The organism is Streptomyces sp. NBC_01622 (assembly GCF_045209635.1).
Lineage (GTDB): Bacteria > Actinomycetota > Actinomycetes > Streptomycetales > Streptomycetaceae > Streptomyces.
This window is the reverse complement of sequence record NZ_CP109293.1, coordinates 3529766-3545421: the sequence shown is the minus strand read 5'-3', so window position 1 is coordinate 3545421 and position 15656 is coordinate 3529766. Positions and strand designations below refer to the sequence as shown.

The following is a 15656-nucleotide window of genomic DNA, read 5'->3' as shown; positions in this document are numbered from 1 at the left end:
ATCAAGTGCGCCGCGCTGTTTGTCCGGGGTCCTTCGACCCCATCACCAATGGACACCTCGACATCATCGCCCGTGCCTCCCGGCTGTACGACGTCGTGCACGTCGTCGTGATGATCAACCAGTCGAAGAAGGGCCTGTTCACCGTCGACGAGCGGATCGAACTGATCCGTGAGGTCACCGCCGAGTTCGGCAACGTGCAGGTCGAGGCCTACCACGGCCTCCTCGTCGACTACTGCAAGCAGCGCGACATCCCCGCCATCGTGAAGGGCCTGCGCGCGGTCAGCGACTTCGACTACGAGCTTCAGATGGCCCAGATGAACAACGGTCTTTCGGGCGTCGAAACCCTCTTCATCCCGACCAGCCCCACCTACAGCTTCCTGTCGTCCTCGCTGGTCAAGGAGGTCGCGACCTGGGGCGGCGACATCTCCCACCTGGTGCCGCCGGTGGTCCTGGACGCGCTCAAGGGCCGGATCGGCAAGGCCTGAGGGACTGACTGTGCGTCACCCGGTGTCGGGCGGGACGGGAGTGGTCGTACAGTCGACCCGTCCGTCTCCAACACGTCGGTAGAGAGTGGCGAGCACACGGTGGACGTGCAGAAGAAGCTCGACGAGATCGTCGCCTCGGTCTCCAGCGCCCGGTCCATGCCCATGTCGGCCTCCTGCGTGGTCAACCGCGCCGAGCTGCTCGCCATGCTCGAAGAGGTGCGTGCGGCGCTGCCCGACTCGCTGGCCGAGGCGCAGGAGCTGATCGGCGGCCGGCACGAGATGGTCGAGCAGGCCCGTCAGGAGGCCGAGCGGATCATCCAGACCGCGCACGCCGAACGCGGCTCGCTGATCTCCGACACCGAGGTCGCCCGCCGCTCGCAGAACGAGGCGGACCGCATCCTCGCCGAGGCCCGCCAGGAGGCCGAGGAGGTCCGCGCGGAGGCCGACGACTACGTCGACTCCAAGCTCGCCAACTTCGAGGTCGTCCTCACCAAGACCCTCGGCTCGGTCGGCCGGGGCCGCGAGAAGCTGCTCGGTACCGGGCCCGGCATCGACGACCAGGGCTACGAGGACGAGGACGCCCCCGAGCGCAGCCACGACCCGGAGACCCTGCGCCGCGACGCCGACGCCTACGTGGACGTCAAGCTCGGCGCCTTCGAGGCGGTCCTCGCCAAGACCCTGGAGGCCGTCGGCAAGGGCCGGCAGAAGCTGCACGGCCGGATCGCCAGCGACGACCTGGGCGCGCTCGCCTTCGACGACGACGGCAATCAGGTCCAGCACACCAGCGACGCCGACTACCTCGCCGACCTCGCGACCGTCACGGACACCCCGGTCTCTGCCACCCCGCTCCAGCCCGAGCAGCAGGACTACGCCCCGCAGGCGGCCTACGACTACCAGCAGACCGGCCAGCAGCAGGACCAGTACGGCTACCAGCAGCAGTACGCCCAGCCCCAGCAGCAGGACCCCTACGGCTACCAGCAGGCCGACCCGTATGCCTACCAGGGCTACGACACCGGCCAGCAGCCCGTGTACGACCCGAATCAGCTGCAGCAGGCCCAGGTCGACCAGCAGGCGCAACAGGCTCAGCAGGGTTACGCCCTCGATGAGACCAGCCTCTTCGACACCGGCATGATCAGCGCCGAGCAGCTGCGGGCGTACGAGCAGGGGCGAGGCCTGTAGTAATCCGGGCCGGTGGCCGAGAGCGCACACCGGATTGGGCCGTGAGCGAAAGGTCCAGTATCCTGGCTCTTCGGTCGCGTGTACGTCCGCGATCAACGCTGCCCGGAAGCACCGAAGGGCAGCGCTCCTTGAGCTCAGCAGACCGAAAGACAGGAATGGCTCTGAACGCCCGCCTCGACCACCGCAACCCTCTCGTGTTCGACACTCACGAGCTGGGGCGGCGTCCTGGTGCGCTGCAGCGCCTGACCCGTTCGATCGACGCTCCCAAGGATCTCGGGATCCAGGGAGTCATCGGAGTGCCGGAAGGCGCCCCGGTGAAGCTCGACCTCCGCCTTGAGTCGGTCATGGAAGGGGTGCTTGTCACAGGCACCGCCCGTGCACAGGCCAAGGGGGAGTGCGTAAGGTGTCTGGAGCCGCTCGAGCTGTCGCTCGAAGCGGAATTCCAGGAGATGTTCTCGTACCCTGACGCCGACGACCGTGGCCGTGTGAAAGCGGAACCGGTCGACGACGCCGAGGAAGACGAGGACAGGCTCTTCATCGAGGACGGCCTGTTCGACCTCGAACCCGTGCTGCGCGATGCGGTGGTGCTCGCACTGCCGATGCAGCCGGTGTGCCAGGACGACTGTCTGGGCCTGTGCTCCGAGTGCGGAGTGCGGCTCACGGACGACCCGGACCACCACCATGACGCCGTCGACATCCGTTGGGCGGCACTGCAGGGACTCGCCGGTTCACTCGAAGACGGCGAGAAGGACGAGATCAGTGGCGAGGCGCCCCGACCGGCGCGCGCCAACGAGAAGCAGGAGAAGTAGCCGTGGCTGTTCCGAAGCGGAAGATGTCGCGCAGCAACACGCGCCACCGCCGGTCGCAGTGGAAGGCTGCGGTCACCCCTCTGGTTGCGTGCGAGCGCTGCCACGAGCCCAAGCAGCAGCACATCGCGTGCCCGTCTTGCGGCACGTACAACAAGCGCCAGGTCCTCGAGGTCTGAGCGGCTGGTGAGAGGCACCATGTCTGACGTCAAGGCCGACTCAGTCGCCAAGAAACACGCGGACACAGCCTCGTCCCACACGCTGTTGGAAGGGCGGCTCGGGTATCACCTCGAGTCCGCCCTTCTGGTGCGTGCGCTGACCCACCGTTCGTACGCGTACGAGAACGGCGGTCTGCCGACGAACGAGCGGCTGGAGTTCCTCGGGGACTCCGTGCTCGGCCTCGTCGTCACGGACACGCTGTACACGACCCACCCCGACCTGCCCGAAGGCCAACTGGCCAAGCTGCGGGCCGCGGTGGTCAACTCTCGTGCGCTGGCGGAGGTCGGTCGCGGTCTGGAACTCGGCTCCTTCATCCGGCTCGGCCGCGGTGAAGAGGGCACGGGGGGCCGGGACAAGGCGTCCATCCTCGCCGACACCCTTGAAGCGGTGATCGGCGCGGTCTATCTCGACCAGGGCCTCGACGCGGCCTCCGAACTGGTGCACCGCCTGTTCGACCCGCTGATCGAGAAGTCCTCGAACCTCGGTGCCGGCCTGGACTGGAAGACCAGTCTCCAGGAGCTCACCGCGACCGAGGGGCTCGGTGTCCCCGAGTACCTGGTCACGGAGACCGGCCCGGATCACGAGAAGACCTTCACTGCTGCCGCCCGCGTCGGAGGCGTCTCGTACGGCACCGGCACCGGCCGCAGCAAGAAGGAGGCGGAGCAGCAGGCCGCCGAGTCCGCCTGGCGGTCCATCCGGGCCGACGCGGACGAGCGCGCCAAGAAGGCGAAGGAGACGGCCGAGCAACAGGCCGCCGAAACCGCCGCCGAGGCCGCTGAGCAGCCTGCCGAGGAGAGCGCCGACCAGTCGTCGGCGTCCGCCTGACCGAACAGCGCGACCCGAGCGCCCGTCCCCGAGTGGGGCGGGCGCTCGGCTCATTCACATGACCAACAGGGGATGCCAATGCCCGAGTTGCCCGAGGTCGAGGTCGTCCGGCGGGGTCTGGAGCGGTGGGTCGCCCAGCGCACCGTCGCCGACACCGAGGTACTGCATCCGCGTGCGGCACGACGCCATGTCGCCGGCGCCGACGACTTCGCGCACCGGCTCAAGGGGCATCGCATCGGCACGCCCAGCCGTCGCGGGAAGTACCTGTGGCTGCCGCTGGAGGACACTCACCAGGCGGTCCTGGCCCACCTCGGGATGAGTGGTCAACTCCTCGTCCAGCGGCACGAGTTCCCCGACGAGAAGCATCTGCGCATCCGGGTCCGGTTCGCCGACACCCTCGGTACCGAACTCCGCTTCGTCGACCAACGCACCTTCGGTGGGCTGTCGTTGCACGACACCACCCCGGACGGGCTGCCGGACGTCATCGCGCACATCGCGCGCGACCCCCTGGACCCCTTGTTCGACGACGAGTTGTTCCACCAGGCGCTGCGCCGCAAGCGCACGACCATCAAACGGGCCCTGCTGGACCAGTCGTTGATCAGCGGAGTCGGCAACATCTATGCGGACGAGGCCCTTTGGCGGGCCCGCGTCCACTACGAACGCCCGACCGCGACCTTCACCCGCCCGCGCACCGCCGAACTCCTGGGCCACGCACGGGATGTGATGAACGCGGCCCTCTCCGTGGGCGGCACCAGCTTCGACAGCCTGTACGTCAACGTGAACGGGGAGTCGGGCTACTTCGACCGCTCGCTCGACGCGTACGGCCGCGAGGGCCTGCCGTGCCGGCGCTGCGGTACGCCGATGAGCCGGCGGGCGTGGATGAACCGGTCGAGCTACTTCTGCTCGAAGTGTCAGAGGGCGCCGCGCGTCTCGTCGTAGCGCGTGCGGGCCGCGAGGACGTCGTCCATACGGCCCTCCACGAAGTCGACGAGCCCCATGAGGCGTTCGGCGACGCCGTGTCCCAGCGGGGTCAACTCGTAGTCCACGCGGGGCGGGTTGGTCGGCTGGGCCTCGCGGTGCACCAGGCCGTCGCGCTCCAGGGCGTGCAGGGTCTGCGACAGCATCTTCTCGCTCACGCCGTCGACGCGCCGCCGCAGTTCGTTGAAGCGCAGGGAGCCCTCGTGCAGCGCGCACAGGGTGAGCCCGCCCCAGCGGCCCGTGACGTGCTCCAGGGTGCCTCGGGAGGGGCATGCCTTGGCGAACACGCTGTACGGGAAGTTCTGCTCCTCCGTACGCTCCTGGGTGGTGTCCATTTCTTCAGCGTACGCGAACGCAGCGCTAACCAAAAGGGAGCACTAACCAGAGGTTAGCGCTCCCTGTCGGTGTCCGTCGGTGTCCGACTAGTACCCGAAGTCCTGCGTCCACCAGGGGCCGCCGGTGCCGAGGTGCACACCGACGCCCAGGGTCTTGAAGTCGCAGTTCAGGATGTTGGCCTTGTGGCCGGGGCTGTTCATCCAGGCGTCCATGACCGCGGCGGCGTCCGCCTGGCCGCGGGCGATGTTCTCGCCGCCGAGGTTGGTGATGCCGAGCTTCTCCGCCCGGTCCCACGGGGTGGCCCCGCTGGGGTCGGTGTGGTCGAAGAAGTCCTGGTCGGCCATCTGCTGGCTGAAGTTCTCGGCCAGCGTGGTCAGCGAGCTGTTGGCTGCCACCGGGGTGCAGCCGGCGATCGCCCGCTGCTCGTTGACGAGCTTGAGCACCTCGGCCTCGGCGGCGGTCTCCGCGGAGACCGTCACCGGCGCGGCCGCGGACTGCGTAGGCGTCGGGGTGGGTTTCGCCGAGGGAGTCGAGGTCGTCGGCTCCTTGGTCGGGGTGGCCGTCGGCTTCTTCGCCGGGGCCTTCGTGGCGGGAGCGGTGGCGGACTTGGTCGGAGCCGCCGAGGGCGAGGCCGCGCGGTTCGCGTCACGGCTCGTGGACGAGCCGGAGTCGCGGGACTCCGCGCTGCCGGAGGTACCGCCCTGCTCGGTCGCCGAGTTGGACGGCGAGCCCGCGGCCTGCACCTTGTCGCTGTTGCCACCGCCGCCGAGCTTGTAGTTGTCCAGCCCCGGCACCGCACCCGTGGCGACCGCGACCGTGCCTATGGCGACGGCGGCGGAGACCCCGAGCAGGCCGGTCTTGACCGGCGTCACGCTCTTGCGCTTACGACGGCGTCCACGGCCCGGGCGCGAACCGTCACCCCGGGAGGAGGCGCCGGCCGCCTCGGGGAAGACCACGGCGTAGTCCTCCTCGGTGGCGAAGAGATAGGCCTCGCTCTTCAGCCGGGAGTCGGACTTCAGCCGGCTCTCGGCCCGCAGCCGGGCCTCCGACTTCGGAGGGACCTCGTGGTTCGCGCGGACCTGGCTGTCGGTGTGCACCTGGTAGTCGTGGGCCTGGCGGTTCGGGTGGAACTCGGCGGGGCCCTCCGGGTGCAGATAGGGCGCCATGCCGATCGTCGAGCCGTCGGCGGCGTTCCAGCCGGAACCGTCGGCCCGGTCGTTCCAGTCGTACGAGTCGTGCGGGTCGTAGCCGCTCGTGTATGAGCCGTGCGTCTCTGTGACCCCCGTGGCGCGGCTCGTGGCGGCGCGGCCGGCGGCGGAGCGTCGGTGGCGTCCCATGTCCTTGCCTTTCGTCCTTGCGGTCAACTCGTCCGTGCGGTGACCCAGCTCACTCGATCGAGTGAGTTTCATATGAGATTCATTGGGGCGGACGGTACCGCATGGCGGGTGGGGAGCAAGTGTCCGGAGAGACATTGGCCGGTTAGGTTGCAGCCATGAGCGAGGATGTGCGGTTGGTCGCCTGGGTGCGAGGGCGTGTGCAAGGTGTGGGTTTTCGGTGGTTTACCCGTGCCAAGGCTCTGGAGATCGGGGGCCTGAGTGGTTTTGCTCTCAATTTGGGCGACGGACGCGTGCAAGTGGTCGCGGAGGGATCCCGCGAGGGCTGCGAAGGACTCCTCGACTGGCTCCGGGGCTACGACACGCCCGGGCGCGTGGAAGGTGTCACCGAGATCTGGGACACACCTCGCGGCGGCTACGACGGCTTCGCGATCCGCTGAGCACATTCTCCGAAAAGGTGTAAAGCGGCCCTGGCGGAAGCGGAGGGGCATGCCACTGGCACCTGCCTACAGCAGAAATGGCCTGGTGGTTGCCAAGAATGGCTCGCTCTGGCAGGCTCCGCACCTAAGGATGATCGCCAGTCCCGTCAGGCCCCGCAGGAGTCGCAGCGCCGCCCGGTCAGGGCCGCGCAGCCCCGGGTTGCCCGCCAATACGGGGCGTGATCGTGTTGACCGTCAAACATTTTGGTGAGACGCTGAAAACCCCGCGCACCTTAGCTGTTTGGCATGGAAGAACAGCAGAGCAACCCTCGAGTGTGTCAAGCATCGCGGGTGCGATTCCCTCACGACCCACACCGCTTCGGTCGGTCACTCAGTGTGGAGGACCATCCATCATGGCAAAGGCGCTTCTCGGTTACGTCGGCGGCTCCGACCCGCGACTCCTCGCCGAGATGCGACGGCTCCAGCAGCGCGTCCAGGACCTGGAATCCGAGCTCGTACGGATCCAGGAAGAGAACGACGCGCTGACGGCTGCCGCAACTCACGATTCGCTTCTCGAGCTCGACGCACGCCAGGCGGAGCCCGCGCTCACCTGATCACTGCACCGCATCATGACAAGCAGTGGTTGGGCGGCCTGTATCAACCAACCGCTAAGTTGTCAGAGTTTGCAAGGGACGCTTCGGCGTCCCTTCTTTCTTTCCCCCGCAAGCCTCCACCCTCTTTAACGTTTGGTGTGCCCTGCACGTTCAAGGGCGAAACCGCGGGGAACCGGACGTTCATGGAGAGAGCGAGCAGCGGAAGGTAGAGTCCAGCGCCGTGCACCTCAAGGCCCTGACCCTGCGGGGGTTCAAGTCGTTCGCCTCGGCGACCACGCTCCGGTTCGAGCCGGGGATCACGTGTGTCGTCGGTCCGAACGGCTCGGGCAAGTCCAATGTGGTGGACGCGCTCAGCTGGGTCATGGGCGAACAGGGCGCCAAGTCGCTGCGCGGCGGCAAGATGGAGGACGTCATCTTCGCCGGCACCACGGGGCGCCCGCCCCTCGGCCGCGCCGAAGTCTCCCTGACCATCGACAACTCCGACGGGGCGCTGCCCATCGAGTACGCCGAGGTCACCATCACGCGGATCATGTTCCGCAACGGCGGCAGCGAGTACCAGATCAACGGCGACACCTGCCGTCTCCTCGACATCCAGGAGCTCCTCTCCGACTCCGGCATCGGCCGTGAGATGCACGTCATCGTCGGCCAGGGCCAGCTCGACTCCGTGCTGCACGCCGACCCCATGGGCCGCCGCGCCTTCATCGAGGAGGCGGCCGGCGTCCTCAAGCACCGCAAGCGCAAGGAGAAGGCGCTGCGCAAGCTGGACGCGATGGAGGCCAACCTCGCGCGCGTGCAGGACCTGACCGACGAACTCCGCCGCCAGCTCAAGCCCCTCGGCCGCCAGGCCGCGGTCGCGCGCAGGGCCGCCGTCATCCAGGCGGATCTTCGAGACGCGCGCCTGAGGCTGTTGGCCGACGATCTCGTACGACTCCGCCAGGCGCTGAACACCGAGATCGCCGACGAGGCCGCGCTCAAGGAACGCAAGGAAGCCGCCGAACTGGAGCTGCGCAAGGCCCTCCAGCGCGAAGGGCTCCTGGAGGACGAAGTACGGCAGCTCACCCCACGCCTCCAGCGCGCCCAGCAGACCTGGTACGAGCTGTCCCAGCTGGCCGAGCGGGTACGCGGCACGATCTCGCTGGCCGACGCCCGCGTGAAGAGCGCGACCTCGGCGCCCCCCGAGGAACGGCGCGGCCGTGACCCCGAGGACATGGAGCGCGAGGCCGCCCGCATCCGCGAGCAGGAGGCCGAGCTGGAAGCGGCCCTGGAGGCGGCCGAACACGCCCTGGAGGACACGGTCGCACACCGCTCCGAACTGGAGCGTGAACTCACCGCCGAGGAACAGCGGTTGAAGGACGTCGCCCGTTCCATCGCCGACCGCCGCGAGGGCCTCGCCCGGCTCAACGGCCAGGTCAACGCGGCCCGTTCACGCGCCGCCTCCGCCCAGGCCGAGATCGACCGCCTCGCCTCCGCCCGCGACGAGGCCCAGGAACGGGCGACCACCGCACAGGAGGAGTACGAGACCCTCCAGGCCGAGGTCGACGGCCTCGACGCGGGCGACGAGGAACTCTCCGAGCAGCACAGTGCGGCCCGGGTCGCACTGTCGGAGGCGGAAGCCGCCCAGTCCGCCGCCCGCGAGGCAGCTACCACGGCAGAACGCCAGCGCGCCGCCACTCAGGCCCGCCGCGACGCACTGGCACTGGGCCTGCGCCGCAAGGACGGCACGGGCATACTGCTCGGCGCCCAGGACCGCCTCACCGGAATCCTCGGCCCGGCAGCGGAACTGCTGACAGTGACCCCGGGCCACGAGGTCGCCCTGGCAGCAGCCTTCGGCGCGGCGGCGGACGCGATCGCGGTGACGACCCCGTCCTCGGCGGCGGACGCGATCCGCTTGCTGCGCAAGCAGGACGGGGGCAGGGCGGCACTGCTACTGGCAGGAGATTCGACACCGCCCACTGAGGCGCCCCAAGGGGGCGCGGGGCAGCATCCATTTGCGGCTCCGCCGCGGGGCGCGACCAGCCACAACGAGCCTGCAGACGCCCAACAACCTTTCGCGGCAGACCTGGTCCGCGCCCCCGCCGACCTGATGCCCGCAATCCGCCGTCTCCTCCACAACATCGTCGTAGTGGACACCCTCGAAGCCGCCGAGCAACTCGTATACAGGCACCCAGAGTTGACCGCAGTAACCGCCGAAGGCGACCTCCTCGGCGCTCACTTCGCCCACGGCGGCTCCGCCGGCGCCCCCAGCCTCCTCGAAGTCCAGGCCTCAGTAGACGAAGCCGTCGCCGAGCTGGAAGAACTGGCAGTCCGCTGCGAGGAGTTGACCGGCGCTCAGCAGTCCGCAGCCGAGCGCCGCAAGGAATGTGCCGCGCTGGTCGAGGAGTTGGGGGAGCGGCGCCGGGCGGCAGAGCGCGAGAAGTCGGCCGTAGCACAGCAGTTGGGACGGCTGGCCGGGCAGGCGCGCGGGGCCGCGGGTGAGGCCGAACGTTCCGCCGCTGCCGCCGCACGGGCGCAGGAGGCGCTCGACAAGGCCGTGGAAGAGGCTGAGGTGCTGGCCGAACGGCTGGCTGTGGCCGAGGAGATGCCGGTCGAGGAGGAGCCCGATACGAGTGTGCGGGATCGGCTCGCCGCTGACGGGGCCAACGCTCGGCAGACCGAGATGGAGGCGCGGCTTCAGGTCCGTACGCATGAGGAGCGGGTCAAGGGGCTTGCCGGGCGGGCCGATTCGCTGGACCGGGGGGCCAGGGCCGAGCGGGAGGCGCGGGCGCGGGCGGAGCAGCGGCTCGCGCGGTTGCGGCACGAGGCCGCCGTCGCGGAGGCCGTTGCCTTCGGGGCCCGGCAGCTGCTCGCGCATGTCGAGGTGTCGCTGAGCCGTGCCGACGAGGAGCGGACCGCCGCCGATGCGGCCAAGGCGCGGCGGGAGCAGGAGCTGACCGCCGCCCGCAACCAGGGGCGTGACCTCAAGGGCGAGCTCGACAAGCTGACCGACTCGGTGCACCGCGGTGAGGTGCTCGGTGCCGAGAAGCGGATGCGGATCGAACAGCTGGAGACCAAGGCGCTGGAGGAGTTGGGGGTGGAGCCGGCGGGGCTGATCGAGGAGTACGGGCCGCATCAGCTCGTGCCGCCCTCGCTCGCCGCCGAGGGCGAGGTGCTGCCCGAGGACCCGGAGGACCCGCGCAACCAGCCCCGTACCTTCCACCGCGCGGAGCAGGAGAAGCGGCTCAAATCGGCCGAGCGGGCGTACCAGCAGCTGGGAAAGGTCAACCCCCTCGCGCTGGAGGAGTTCGCGGCGCTGGAGGAGCGGCACAAGTTCCTCAGCGAGCAGCTGGAGGACCTGAAGAAGACCCGCGCCGACCTGCTTCAAGTGGTGAAGGAGGTCGACGAGCGCGTCGAGCAGGTCTTCACGGAGGCCTACCGGGACACGGCAATCCAGTTCGAGGGCGTCTTCAGCCGACTGTTTCCGGGCGGCGAGGGCAGGTTGATCCTGACCGATCCCGACAACATGCTCACCACGGGTGTGGACGTGGAGGCCCGCCCGCCCGGCAAGAAGGTCAAGCGGCTCTCCCTGCTCTCCGGCGGGGAGCGGTCCCTCACCGCCGTAGCCCTCCTGGTGTCGATCTTCAAGGCGCGGCCCAGCCCGTTCTATGTGATGGACGAGGTCGAGGCGGCGCTCGACGACACCAACCTCCAGCGGCTGATCCGGATCATGCAGGAGCTGCAGGAGGCCTCGCAGCTGATCGTGATCACCCACCAGAAGCGCACGATGGAGGTCGCCGACGCGTTGTACGGCGTCTCCATGCAGGGCGACGGGGTCTCGAAGGTCATCTCGCAGCGCCTTCGCTAGACCTCCATGGGCTTACCTGGGCTTACCTGGGCTTCCATCAAGTGTTCAAGTCTTGAACACATTGCTCTCACCTGTGGGGTTGAAGTTCACAGAGGCCCCCTGTTGACTTCGAAACTTGAAGGCATAGTCTCTTCAGCGTTGCTTTTACCTTCAGGTGGTGGGCAGCGGGAAGCTGTGCGCCACTGGAAGGGTCGTCCCCTCCCCGGCAGCGACGCCGGTGGCCTCAGGAGTTACACGTGACCAGCACCGCGCAGGCATCACAGTCAGGAGCCGGGTCGGCTCATCCCGAGCATCTCGGGCACGTCATCTTCATCGCGGCGGCCGCCGCGATGGGCGGCTTCCTCTTCGGCTACGACAGCTCCGTGATCAACGGCGCCGTGGAGGCGATCCGCGACCGCTACGACGTGGGCTCCACGCTCCTGGCACAGGTCATCGCCATCGCCCTGATCGGCTGTGCCGTCGGTGCGGCGACCGCCGGCCGGATAGCCGACCGCATCGGCCGTATCCGCTGTATGCAGATCTCCGCCGTGCTGTTCACCGTCAGCGCCGTCGGTTCGGCGCTGCCCTTCGCGCTCTGGGACTTCGCCTTCTGGCGGATCATCGGCGGCTTCGCCATCGGTATGGCCTCCGTCATCGGCCCCGCCTACATCGCCGAGGTCTCCCCGCCCGCCTACCGCGGCCGGCTCGGCTCCTTCCAGCAGGCCGCGATCGTCATCGGCATCGCGATCTCGCAGCTGGTCAACTGGGGTCTGCTGAACGCCGCCGACGGCGACCAGCGCGGCAAGCTCATGGGCCTGGAGGCCTGGCAGGTCATGCTCGGCGTCATGGTGATCCCGGCCGTCCTCTACGGCCTGCTCTCCTTCGCGATCCCCGAGTCGCCGCGCTTCCTGATCTCCGCGGGCAAGCTGACCCGTGCCCACGACGTGCTGCGTGAGGTCGAGGGCGACGAGGTCGACCTGGACGCCCGGGTCGCCGAGATCGAGCACGCGATGAGGAGCGAGCACAAGTCGACCTTCAAGGACCTGCTCGGCGGTGGCGGCTTCTACTTCAAGCCGATCGTCTGGGTCGGCATCGGCCTCTCGGCCTTCCAGCAGCTCGTCGGCATCAACGTCGCGTTCTACTACTCCTCGACGCTGTGGCAGTCGGTCGGCGTCGACCCGACGCAGTCGTTCTTCTACTCCTTCACGACGTCGATCATCAACATCATCGGCACCGTGATCGCCATGATCTTCGTGGACCGCGTCGGCCGTAAGCCGCTGGCCCTCATCGGCTCGGTCGGCATGGTCGTCGGTCTCGCGCTGGAGGCCTGGGCCTTCTCCTACCACCTCGTCGACGGCAAGCTGCCCGCCGCGCAGGGCTGGACCGCGCTGATCGCGGCCCACGTCTTCGTCCTCTTCTTCGCCCTGTCCTGGGGTGTCGTGGTCTGGGTCTTCCTCGGCGAGATGTTCCCGAACAAGATCCGCGCCGCCGCCCTCGGTGTCGCCGCCTCCGCGCAGTGGATCGCCAACTGGGCCATCACCGCGAGCTTCCCGTCGCTGGCCGACTGGAACCTCTCCGCGACCTATGTGATCTACACGGTCTTCGCCGCGCTCTCCATCCCGTTCGTCCTGAAGTTCGTGAAGGAGACGAAGGGCAAGAAGCTGGAGGACATGGGCTGACCAAGCCCTCCCGCAAGCTCGGGGAGACGGGCTCCATCCCCCGCCGCCCGTCTCCCCGAATCCCTCGGTCACCAAATGAGTACGCCGCCGCCGATCTTCCGGGCGCGCAGGGCGGCCGACTCGATGTTGTCCAGGCGGCTCCCGACCAGGTCGGGAGCCTCTCCCACGGCCGCGGCGACGTCGTCGAGGTGCGCCCGCAGCAGCGCGAGCTCGCGCAGGAAGTCCGGTACGTCCGAGGCCTCGACGTACAGGTCGCTGGAGGCCAGCACGGGGAGATACGTGGCACCGAGCGCGCGCACGGCCGGCGAACCCCACACGGTCTCGCGCCAGTTCTCGAAGCCGGCCGAGTCGTTGCATCCCTCCGGAACGTCGAGCACGTTCCACTGGCCGTCCGCGTCACGCAGGAACACATCCACTGCCAAGGTCATGACCGCAGTGGACCACCGGTGAACCGGCCGGTCCACCGGTTACGGGTAAGAGTCACTCCGTGCTCACCCCGTGCTCACTCCCCGAGCCGCGGCAGCACCCGCTCCGCGAACAGCCGCAGGCTCCGCCATCCCTCGTCCACCGGCATCCCGCCCGCCAGCGGATGCAGTACGAGATTGTCGAGGCCCAGCGCCACGCACTGGTCCGGCGTGAGGATCCGGTAGACGCCCTCCGCGCGCAGCTCGGCCACGGTGGTGGCCCCCGACTTCACCGCCGAGCGGATCTCCCCGGACTGCCAGGAGGCGTAGGTCCGCGCCTCGTGCAGGAAGTGCGCGCCGTACTCGGTCCAGGCCCGGTCCGGGTCCTCGGCGATATGCAGCAGCGGGGTCTCGGCACCCGGCATCATCGTCCAGCCCTCGGTGCCGTACTCCACGAGCCGGTCCTTGTAGTACGCCTCCAGGTCCGGCAGATGCGCGCTGGGGAAGAAGGGCAGGCCCAGCCGGGCGGCCCGGCGGGCGGCGGCCTTGGAGGAGCCGCCGACCAGCAGCAGGGGGTGCGGGTCGGAGAAGGGGCGCGGGGTGACCCGTACGGTACGGCCCCGGTACTCGAACTCCTCGCCGGACCACGCCTTCAGGACCGTCTCCAGCAACTCGTCCTGGAGCCTGCCGCGTTGCTTCCACTCCACGTCGAACTGGGCGTATTCCTCCGGGCGGTAGCCGATCCCGGCGACGGTCACCAGCCGGCCGCCGCTCAACAGGTCGAGCACGGCGACGTCTTCGGCCAGCCGGAGCGGGTCGTGCAGCGGGCCGATGACCGCCGAGACGGTCACCGCGATGTGCCGGGTCGCGCCGAAGACCGCGCCCGCGAAGGCGAAGGGCGAGGGCAGCCAGTTGTTGGCGACGCCGTGGTGCTCCTCCGTCTGCACGGTGGTGATCCCGTGCTCGTCGGCGTACGCGGCCATCTCCAGGGCGGCTCGGTAGCGGGCGCTCAGCGAGGCGGGGGTGGCGCCGGGTTCGACGAGGTTGAAGCGGACGACCGAGACGGGCATGGGAGGTCCCCCTTCCGTGTGTGGTGGGGGACGTTAGCTGACGGTATGTCAGATGGCCATGGGCATGACTGCGGCGGTTCGGGGCCGGGCGAGGGCGACGACCCGGCCGCGCGCCCGCGCTGGGCCACGGCGAGGCCCATGGCTGATACTGGGTGGGTTATGGAAACCGTCATCCTTGCTGTAGTCATCGCCGTGGTCGTGCTCGGTGCGCTCGGCGGGCTCGTCGTCGGCAGCCGGCGCAAGAAGCCGCTGCCCCCGCCGCCCACCTCCGTGCCCGACATCACCGCCCCGCCGGCCGAGCCGCACATCGGCGACGAGGCCGAGACGCCGCGCGACGAAGCGCGCCGGACCATAGAGGAGGTGGATCTCCCGGACGGCTCGGCCCCGGTCGCCGTCGAGGAACCCCCCGTACTGGAGGTCCCCGAGCCGACCGCCGGACGGCTCGTCCGGCTGCGCTCCCGGCTCTCCCGCTCCCAGAGCGCGCTGGGCCAGGGGCTGCTCACGCTCCTGTCCCGCGAGCACCTCGACGAGGACACCTGGGAGGAGATCGAGGACACCCTCATCACCGCCGACGTCGGCGTCGCGCCCACCCAGGAGCTGGTCGACGCGCTGCGCGAGCGGGTGAAGGTGCTCGGCACCCGGACCCCGCAGGAGCTGCGCGCCCTGCTCCGCGAGGAACTGCTCAAGCTGGTCGGCACCGACGTCGACCGCACGGTGAAGACCGAGCCCGAGGACCGCAAGCCCGGCATCGTGATGGTCGTCGGGGTCAACGGCACGGGCAAGACCACCACCACCGGAAAGCTCGCCCGCGTGCTCGTCGCCGACGGGAGGACCGTTGTGCTCGGCGCCGCCGACACGTTCCGGGCCGCCGCCGCCGATCAGTTGCAGACCTGGGGTGAGCGGGTCGGCGCCCACACCGTGCGTGGGCCCGAGGCCGGTGACCCCGCCTCCGTCGCCTTCGACGCGGTGAAGGAGGGCAAGGAGATGGGGGTCGACGTCGTCCTCATCGACACGGCCGGGCGGTTGCACACGAAGACCGGGCTCATGGACGAGCTCGGCAAGGTCAAGCGGGTCGTCGAGAAGCATGCGCCGCTCGACGAGGTGCTGCTCGTCCTCGATGCGACCACCGGGCAGAACGGGCTGGTGCAGGCGCGGGTCTTCGCCGAGGTCGTGGACATCACCGGCATTGTGCTGACCAAGCTGGACGGTACGGCCAAGGGTGGCATCGTGGTCGCCGTGCAGCGTGAGCTGGGGGTGCCGGTGAAGCTGATCGGGCTTGGCGAGGGTGCGGATGATTTGGCGCCCTTTGAACCGGAGGCGTTTGTTGACGCCCTTATCGGAGACTGACGCTCGACGCTCCGCTGGGCGCGTGGTTCTTTTTCTGCGGGTCGGTGGGGGCTGGTCGCGCAGTTCCGCGCGCCCCTTGCAGGGCGCTGCCGTCCCCCCATCCAAGAAGTGCCCGTCCCTCAACTCGCCGTTGGGGACGGG

Annotated in this window: 15 protein-coding genes; 11 read left to right on the top strand and 4 right to left on the bottom strand. The window is 69.1% G+C overall.

Translation table 11 applies throughout. The features are described 5' to 3' along the window. Positions 1-5 precede the first annotated feature (5 nt). The 6 genes from coaD to mutM all read left to right on the top strand — a co-directional run bounded on the left by coaD (position 6) and on the right by mutM (position 4453). On the top strand, positions 6-485 hold the full coding sequence (coaD, locus tag OH768_RS15710; RefSeq protein WP_019068740.1) for a pantetheine-phosphate adenylyltransferase: 480 nt from the start codon (positions 6-8) through the stop codon (positions 483-485). 99 nt (positions 486-584) lie between these two features. Next, a complete protein-coding gene (locus tag OH768_RS15705; RefSeq protein ID WP_406454081.1) occupies positions 585-1664 on the top strand; it encodes an ATP synthase F0 subunit B in 1080 nt (359 codons plus the stop codon). A gap of 155 nt (positions 1665-1819) precedes the next feature. Next, positions 1820-2473: a YceD family protein gene (locus tag OH768_RS15700; RefSeq protein ID WP_400978402.1), complete on the top strand. Its 654-nt coding sequence runs from the start codon at positions 1820-1822 to the stop codon at positions 2471-2473. A 2-nt stretch (positions 2474-2475) separates the two neighbouring features. Next, positions 2476-2649, top strand: a complete 174-nt coding sequence (gene rpmF / locus OH768_RS15695; protein ID WP_015657589.1) for a 50S ribosomal protein L32 — start codon at positions 2476-2478, stop codon at positions 2647-2649. 19 nt (positions 2650-2668) lie between these two features. Then, a complete protein-coding gene (gene rnc, locus OH768_RS15690; protein WP_406454079.1) occupies positions 2669-3514 on the top strand; it encodes a ribonuclease III in 846 nt (281 codons plus the stop codon). Positions 3515-3592: 78 nt separating this feature from the next. Then, entirely contained in the window at positions 3593-4453 is an 861-nt protein-coding gene (gene mutM, locus OH768_RS15685; RefSeq protein ID WP_406454077.1) for a bifunctional DNA-formamidopyrimidine glycosylase/DNA-(apurinic or apyrimidinic site) lyase, read from the top strand. On the opposite strand, the gene OH768_RS15680 is transcribed toward mutM, so the two are convergent. Further along, the gene (locus OH768_RS15680) at positions 4426-4827 is read right to left on the bottom strand and encodes a winged helix-turn-helix transcriptional regulator (RefSeq protein ID WP_406454075.1); all 402 of its coding nucleotides are present in this window, start codon (positions 4825-4827) and stop codon (positions 4426-4428) included. The two genes, mutM and OH768_RS15680, sit on opposite strands and share 28 nt — an antisense overlap. 87 nt (positions 4828-4914) lie before the next feature. Further along, positions 4915-6165 carry a CAP domain-containing protein gene (locus tag OH768_RS15675; RefSeq protein WP_406454073.1) on the bottom strand — a complete coding sequence of 417 codons (1251 nt, stop codon included), beginning with the start codon at positions 6163-6165 and terminating at the stop codon, positions 4915-4917. A gap of 155 nt (positions 6166-6320) precedes the next feature. On the opposite strand from OH768_RS15675, the gene OH768_RS15670 reads away from it, so the two are divergent. The 4 genes from OH768_RS15670 (at position 6321) to OH768_RS15655 (ending at position 12694) form a co-directional block, all read left to right on the top strand. Then, positions 6321-6602 (top strand): acylphosphatase, encoded by a 282-nt coding sequence (locus tag OH768_RS15670; RefSeq protein WP_406454071.1) that lies wholly within the window; start codon positions 6321-6323, stop codon positions 6600-6602. A 392-nt stretch (positions 6603-6994) separates the two neighbouring features. Continuing rightward, positions 6995-7195 carry a hypothetical protein gene (locus tag OH768_RS15665; protein ID WP_019068749.1) on the top strand — a complete coding sequence of 67 codons (201 nt, stop codon included), beginning with the start codon at positions 6995-6997 and terminating at the stop codon, positions 7193-7195. A 220-nt stretch (positions 7196-7415) separates the two neighbouring features. Beyond that, a complete protein-coding gene (gene smc, locus OH768_RS15660; RefSeq protein WP_406454069.1) occupies positions 7416-11036 on the top strand; it encodes a chromosome segregation protein SMC in 3621 nt (1206 codons plus the stop codon). Positions 11037-11272: 236 nt separating this feature from the next. Then, a complete protein-coding gene (locus OH768_RS15655) occupies positions 11273-12694 on the top strand; it encodes a sugar porter family MFS transporter (RefSeq protein ID WP_406454067.1) in 1422 nt (473 codons plus the stop codon). Positions 12695-12762: 68 nt separating this feature from the next. On the opposite strand, the gene OH768_RS15650 is transcribed toward OH768_RS15655, so the two are convergent. Further along, entirely contained in the window at positions 12763-13122 is a 360-nt protein-coding gene (locus OH768_RS15650) for a hypothetical protein (RefSeq protein WP_406454065.1), read from the bottom strand. 74 nt (positions 13123-13196) lie between these two features. Next, positions 13197-14168, bottom strand: coding sequence for an LLM class flavin-dependent oxidoreductase (locus tag OH768_RS15645; RefSeq protein WP_406454063.1), 972 nt, complete (start codon positions 14166-14168; stop codon positions 13197-13199). A 159-nt stretch (positions 14169-14327) separates the two neighbouring features. Here OH768_RS15645 and ftsY point away from each other — a divergent pair, with 159 nt between their 5' ends. Next, complete coding sequence (gene ftsY, locus OH768_RS15640; protein WP_406454061.1) at positions 14328-15515, top strand: signal recognition particle-docking protein FtsY; 1188 nt, start codon at positions 14328-14330, stop codon at positions 15513-15515. Positions 15516-15656: the final 141 nt, after the last annotated feature.